Origin of the sequence: Globicatella sp. HMSC072A10 (assembly GCF_001811625.1) — a bacterium.
Lineage (GTDB): Bacteria > Bacillota > Bacilli > Lactobacillales > Aerococcaceae > Globicatella > Globicatella sanguinis.
Genome location: NZ_KV805814.1, coordinates 20,716 through 27,905 on the forward strand (window position 1 = coordinate 20,716; position 7,190 = coordinate 27,905).

Sequence of the window (7,190 nt, forward strand, 5' to 3'; positions counted from 1 at the left end):
ATCATTCGATTTTCTACTTCTGGTTCACTCCCGGTAATCGCCAATACGTAGTCTAAAACCATTATAGCCTTTTAGTTTTTTTACATCGCCTAAAGGTAATAAACTGATGGCAGTTAAAATTCTATTAGCATGATTTTTGGGAAGTCTTTTAATGAATTTTATAGCTTGTTTTGAGTAGATAATTTTAGTCATTAAAATCCATTTCTTTTAATAATTCCTGATGGGTTAAACTACCTTCGATTTTTTCTGTTTCGGTTAGTCTTTCCCACTTTTGGAGTGTTTCTATTTCCCATGGTTCAGGATCAGCTTCTGAAATCCCATCAAATAAACTAAAGTCAGTCAGTTTTTTCGAACTTAATACATATATTAATTTGATAATAGTGTTAATTTCATTTTGTTCAAGATTATCTAATTCATAAAGTAATTCTAATTTTTGATCATCTAATTTATTTAAAAAAGATAAAATCTTTTTTTGTCTTTTTTCCATAAGTTCACCCCTTACCATGATGGATAAATTTGACTTAAGTTTATCATATTTCATGCTGAATAGATAGGAATATAAAAGTAATAAAGATACTGAGAAAATATAAGTACTGATAAGGTTATCGTCATAAAAAGGGATAAAAAGTTTCGCCCATTTGTTGCACATAATTTTCTCACTAATAAATACGTTAACTAGATGTATTTTACTTGTTTTATTTTGTCTTAATGATGAAGCTAGGAATGAAATCTAGGCAAAAACTATAATAATTCCGGTTGAATCTATCTATTTTTCTGATAGCGCAGTGGTTGAGTGGCCTCGAACTGCGTCTTAAAGACTTGTTTAGGACTTATTCACTTTGTGTGGGTGAAAAACCAAACGAAAATCAATTCATTTTCTACCGTTTGCCGACTGTCTCGCTCAAGTCGTTCTATGTTCTAAACATTAATTAATAAAATGGAATTTTGTAAAGACTCATTTTCGTTATCTAACTACTTGACTATCTGAAAAATTTCCGTATGATTATATTTTGTATTCGCCATAAAACTCACAAGCAAACAGTTGTTTGAAAAGGTTTAATTAATAATTAATATAAGCTTTATGTGTGAGTGGGTTCACAAAGTCTTGCGAATTATACATTAAAATTAATCTGTAAGATTAATTTCGATTTAATTAGTATGAAAATATTATGAGATGCCCATTAAACGCCTTAATAGAGCCATTTAGGAGCTTTTTATAAGGTCGAAATCCTGTTAAAAATCTGTTATAATAGGTGGGCAAAATAAAAAAGGATGTGTCGAGAGTGGAACGTTACAAACCGTTAGTGTTGGATGAATTCATTCCCCAACCACAAACAAAATTATATATTGAAAGTCCAGAAATTAAAGAACTAGAAAAGTTAGCCTATGATGGGCCATTAGGTGCTTTATATACTAAAGAAAAAACTGCTTTTCATTTATGGGCGCCTACTGTAATGGCAGTGAACTTAATTATTTATGAAGATAACTATGCACCAACTAAGAAAATTATCCCAATGGTGTTGAATGATGAATTACATATTTGGCAAACAGAAGTTGAAGGCGATTGTCATGGTTTAACCTATCGTTATGAACTATTCTATACCGATGGGACGAGTCGTCGTTCAGTCGATCCTTATTCGCGCGCCGTTACTGTAAATGGAAAACGTTCGGTAGTGGTTGATTTACCACGTACCAACCCTGAAAATTGGGGTGGACGTATGGAGCCATTTTCTGCACCAACGGATGCGATTATTTATGAAGCGAATATTCGTGATTTATCCATGGATGTTAATAGTGGCATTAAAAATAAAGGTAAATATCTCGGTGTTATTGAAGAAGGGACTAAAAACCCATTAGGTTCAAAAACAGGTCTCGATTATTTAAAAGAATTAGGGATTACCCATGTGGAATTTTTACCGATGTTTGACTTCGCGACGGTTGATGAGACAGGTGAAGTGCCGACAGAATATAACTGGGGTTATGATCCGTTAAATTACAATGCGCCAGAAGGAACTTATTCAACGAATGCTTATGATCCATTATCACGTATTACTGAGATGAAACAAATGATCCAAGGCCTACATGATGCGGGTATTCGTGTTATTATGGACGTGGTTTATAATCATGTTTACGAAGTAGATAATCACAGTTTAAATCGTACCGTTCCAGGTTATTATTTCCGTACGACGCATGAAGGTTACTTATCAAACGGAACTGGAGTAGGAAATGATACCGCCTCTGAACGTAAGATGATGCGTAAATATATCGTGGATAGTGTGACTTATTGGGCTAAAGAATTCCATTTAGATGGGTTCCGTTTTGACTTAATGGGCATTCATGATATCGAAACGATGAACGCTGTCCGTAAAGCCTTAGATGAAATTGATCCGTCGATTATGGTCTTTGGTGAAGGTTGGGACTTAATGACTGAATTACCTTGGTATAAAAAAGCGAGTCACCATAATGCCATTGAAATGCCGCGAGTAGGCCAATTCAATGATGGGATTCGTGAAGCCTTAAAAGGAAATGACTTTGACCCTCACACAAGAGGATTTATCAATGGTGCTTGGTATACTGAGAATAAATTAGCCGATAACTTTATGGCGTCTATCAGTACCGGTCAATATTCTGAACCAGGACAAGTGATTCAATATGTCGAAGCGCATGATAATTATACCTTGTATGATCGCTTAGTGACGGCTGACCCAAGTTTAGATAAAGATACGATTATTCGTCGTCATGAATTAGCGACAACAGCGGTCTTATTAAGCCAAGGTGTTCCTTTTATCCATGCTGGACAAGAATTTTTAAGAACTAAATTTGGTGTGCGTGATAGTTATAATAGTGCAGATCAAATCAATAAGATGGACTGGTTACGTCAAGAAAAATATGAACATACTGTTGTAATGGTACGTGACTTAATTAAATTACGTAAAGCAGAGCCATTATTAAGACTGAAAACTTATGAAGAAATCGGCCGTACGATGCGTATCTTACATGCTTCATACCAACGTGTTGCGTTTGAATATCGCCAAGATAATGAGCGTTTGATTATTGTCTTGAATGCCCAATCAAATCCATTAAAATATGACTTAGAACAAGGCGACTATATTATGAAGTTAGTCGACGGAGAAGTCTTCCTAGATGATGACCATATGACAGGTGAAATCGACAGCTTCTTAATTGAGCCATACACAACCTTAGTGTTGAAACAGTATTTGGATTAGGATAAAGTTAAACCTTATATTTTTGTGTATTTAATTATAGGTGTCTGACCAAATGCTACTTTTTTCAACAATAATAAATAAAATATAAAAGTCTTGCAATTAAAATGAAATTGTTGTATTATATAAGTACGATATCAATGGTCGCCCTCGCGTATGCGCAGTCATGAACTGATGGGCGGCTTTTTTTGTACATTTATTTCAAATGAAAGGTATATATTATGAGTGTTAATCATATGGAAAATAAAGAATTAGTAGAATTACTAAAAAGCCGTAATATGAATTTTACTTATCCTCAAAGAGCCGAAGAAACATTAAGAACTGTATCGTATTATAAAATTAAAGAATTTGCTGCTCCTTTTAATAAAATCGTGGATGGTAAAATTGATTATCAAGGAGAATTTTTTGAAAAGATATTATCAAGATACTATCAAGATAAAAATCTTAGAATATCTTTATTACATGCAATTGAGGATATTGAAGTAGCATTACAGACTCAAATAGCATTTGTTTTAGGTTCTGTTGAGGGAAATGGGTATACTTATTTAGATTTTTCAAAATGGTGTAATAAAAATGAGTATTGTAAACATTATTTGAAATTGAAGCAAAATAATTTTAGAAGAGATCTTTTTAAAGCTTTAAAAAGAGGTAAGTCTGAAGAAATTAAACAAAAAATCAAAGCAGAAAATAATAATTTACCAACGATTTGGTTAGCAGTGGATTTATTAACTTTCGGACAACTGGTAATGATATTGGAATTAATGTCTACATCGAATTTGATTAAAATATCGAGTCAGTATAACTGTAGTAACGATGAGTTAATATCTTGGCTAAAAACTGTAAATTTATTAAGAAATATTTGTGCACATAACAACAATATTATTGATATAAAATTAAAGACAATGCCTATATTAAAAGACGAATGGAAATTATTCATTTTAAAAACGGGAGACAATATGTATTCGAATCGAGTGAGTGTACCTATTGTTCTTATAAAATATCTACTTGATAAAATTAATCCTAAATATAATTATTCAGAAATATCAAGTGCCATGATAAAATTGATTGATGGTAATGAAAAAAATGCTAAGTATTATGGTTTTTCAAATGAAAAAGTAATATATTCTATCTTTCCAAAAGCCAAATATAGAAACCGAAAAAGAAATTATTCAAATAGAAGAGTTAAATAGTTAATTAAAAAACAGATTTTCTAAAATGAAAACAGGATGTAAACTTAATAATATTAATTTATCCTTGATAATTCATAGTTTATCAAAAGTGCTGTCAACGTTGACTCTATCACCTTTATATTTATTCGCTTTATTATCCATTAAATGATGGAAAAAGCCCCTTTTCTAATATGGTAATTTAACACAAATACCACAGAAAGGAGTTCTTTTAATGACTTATTTACATGAAAATACCGTAAAATTTAATAATAATTTGATTGATTCTCACAATGATAGTCAATTATCTAGTAATTATGGAACAGCCCTCATGAATGAACTAACGGATGCTTTCCATTTTACTCAGACCTCTGAAGAAATGCTAACTTTTAACGATAAGCGAAATTATTGTTAACACTAAAATCTTAAAACATCTTATTCAGGTTAAAAATTATTTTGATATTGATTCTATAATCATTATTAATATTTTAATATTTATTACCATTCAAAAATTGTCCTCAAAGGTTATTTCACTTGATTAAGGACGATTTTTAAAATGAGTTAAATGTAAACGTTCTTTTTGGGAAAGTATGTTATAATTGAATCATAGATAATTAGGGGGTAATAAAATGAAAAAAATTACAAAGTTATTACTAATAATAATTTGTTCAATATTATTCGTACCACACAGTTTTGCACAAGAAACACAAAAAGAGAAATTGAATTTTCTTTTTGTTGGTGTTGATGCAGGATATGAAGAAGATCGTCTGGAAGAAATGGATGGTCGACTAGCAGATGCAATAATGGTACTGACTATTGACCCAGATGCAAACACTCTAACAATTTCAACCATTCCACGAGATTCGGTCATTGATATTGCAGGTTATGGTCAAAATAAAATTAATTCTTCATATTCATTCGGAGGAAAAGATCTAACTATTGAAACCGTTGAGTCATTATTAGGGATTCAATTTGACAATTATGTATTCTCGAACATGCCAGGATTTGTTGATATTATTAACAAACTAGGTGGCGTTACGGTAATTCCACCTATGTCATTTAATTGGTGGGAGAAATATTTCTTTGAAGAAAAAGTTGAACAACACTTAGATGGGGATCATGCATTAGCTTATGCACGCGAAAGATATACAACCGGTAGTGATTATGCCCGTCAAGGTAGAATGCGTGAGATGATGACGAGATTAATTAAAGATTTGATTGAAAAAGGTGAAATTGAATCTTATCGTGAAATATTTGAAAATCGTTACCAATATATATTAACTGATTTTGAATTTGATCAAATAGTTGATTTGTATCAAAAATTTGGTAATAAGGAATTGGAGATACACGAGTTTCAATTAAATGGTACATCTCGATTGGATGATGAGTTAGGGGCAGTAGAAGAAATTGTTCCTGGGTCCTTAGAAGAATTACATAAAATTGTTCAATAATGCTCACAAACACGTATTTAATTAGCTGCATTAAATACGTGTTTTTTAGTAGTTAATGTAACGTCTATCTTTTGGTTAGTCAATAAAAAGAATGTTTGATTTCAACAAAAAGCAATGAAATTGTAAAGTAAATTTTAGATAGCAAGATAATTTAAATTAAAAACTTTGGATGAACACATTATAATAAGAAAATTGTTTGATAAGCTATCAATGATTAGCTAAATAATTTACAAATTAATAATTTTTCAGTTGCAAAATTTGGATTAACTAAAAAAAACTAAGAAATTCATTAAAATTACATAGGGTAAATTGACTTAATTATCGAATGTGTTACTATTTAGAATGATGAAATAAGAGAATTTGAAACATAATTAGAAGATAAGGGAGTTGCTTTTGTTGGCTGAAGGGGTTATTCAAGCACAAGTCAATAATCCGAAACAAAAAAATATGGATGTTGATATATTAAAATTAAGAGCCAAACGTAATTATTTAAAGATAAAAAGAGTGATTGATATCCTTGGCAGTAGTCTAGGAATAATAGTCCTAATACCGATTTATTTATTAGTGGCTTTGGCAATTAAAATTGAAAATCCAAAAGGCCCCATTATATTTTCACAAACTAGAGTGGGACTCAATGGGAAATTATTTAAAATGTATAAATTCCGTTCCATGATGGTAAATGCTGAAGATTATTTGGGAGATCTTTGGGAACAAAATGACATGGACGGATTAATGTTTAAAATGAAAGAAGACCCAAGAGTAACACCGGTTGGAAAAATCATTCGTAAATTTAGTTTAGATGAATTACCGCAACTATATAATGTATTAATCGGAGACATGAGTTTAATTGGACCAAGACCACCATTGGTTTATGAATACCAGGAGTACAATAACTATCATAAACAGAGATTATTAGTTCAACCTGGGTGTTCTGGACGTTGGCAAGTGACAGGACGTAATGAGGTAACCTTTGATGAGATGGTTGAAATGGATATTAAGTATATTAATTCAATTAGTTTAAAACAAGATATAGTATTAATTTTAAAAACTGTTTCTGTTATGGTATTTCCAAAAAATGATACCTGGTAAATCACAAAAAGAATAGGAGAGGCATTAATTTGTTTGATTATTTAGTCGTTGGATCGGGTTTATTCGGTTCGGTTTTTGCTTATGAAGCTGCTGAACGTGGCAAGAAAGTAAAGGTAATTGAAAAAAGAAATCATATTGCAGGCAATATCTATACGGAAGAAATAGCAGGAATTCAAGTGCATAAGTATGGGGCCCATATTTTCCATACTAACAACAAAGAAGTTTGGGATTATGTCAATCAATTTGCTGAATTTAACCAT

The 7,190-nt window shown here is 31.3% G+C and carries 7 protein-coding genes; 6 read left to right on the plus strand and 1 reads right to left on the minus strand.

Annotated elements, in window-relative coordinates:
• Nucleotides 1–184: 184 nt before the first annotated feature.
• Complete coding sequence (locus HMPREF2811_RS09915) at nt 185–487, minus strand: hypothetical protein (RefSeq protein WP_071409184.1); 303 nt, start codon at nt 485–487, stop codon at nt 185–187.
• A gap of 796 nt (nt 488–1,283) precedes the next feature.
• Here HMPREF2811_RS09915 and pulA point away from each other — a divergent pair.
• The 6 genes from pulA to HMPREF2811_RS11790 all read left to right on the plus strand — a co-directional run.
• Nucleotides 1,284–3,227 (plus strand): type I pullulanase, encoded by a 1,944-nt coding sequence (pulA, locus tag HMPREF2811_RS09920; RefSeq protein ID WP_071409185.1) that lies wholly within the window; start codon nt 1,284–1,286, stop codon nt 3,225–3,227.
• Between the two features lie 233 nt (nt 3,228–3,460).
• Complete coding sequence (locus HMPREF2811_RS09925; protein WP_246829851.1) at nt 3,461–4,414, plus strand: Abi family protein; 954 nt, start codon at nt 3,461–3,463, stop codon at nt 4,412–4,414.
• Between the two features lie 211 nt (nt 4,415–4,625).
• Nucleotides 4,626–4,805, plus strand: coding sequence for a hypothetical protein (locus HMPREF2811_RS09930; protein ID WP_071409187.1), 180 nt, complete (start codon nt 4,626–4,628; stop codon nt 4,803–4,805).
• 214 nt (nt 4,806–5,019) lie between these two features.
• Nucleotides 5,020–5,841, plus strand: a complete 822-nt coding sequence (locus tag HMPREF2811_RS09935; RefSeq protein ID WP_071409188.1) for an LCP family protein — start codon at nt 5,020–5,022, stop codon at nt 5,839–5,841.
• A gap of 396 nt (nt 5,842–6,237) precedes the next feature.
• Nucleotides 6,238–6,930, plus strand: coding sequence for a sugar transferase (locus HMPREF2811_RS09940; RefSeq protein ID WP_371441410.1), 693 nt, complete (start codon nt 6,238–6,240; stop codon nt 6,928–6,930).
• 29 nt (nt 6,931–6,959) lie between these two features.
• A partial coding sequence (locus HMPREF2811_RS11790; RefSeq protein ID WP_246829852.1) for an FAD-dependent oxidoreductase occupies nt 6,960–7,190 on the plus strand: 231 nt, incomplete at its 3' end.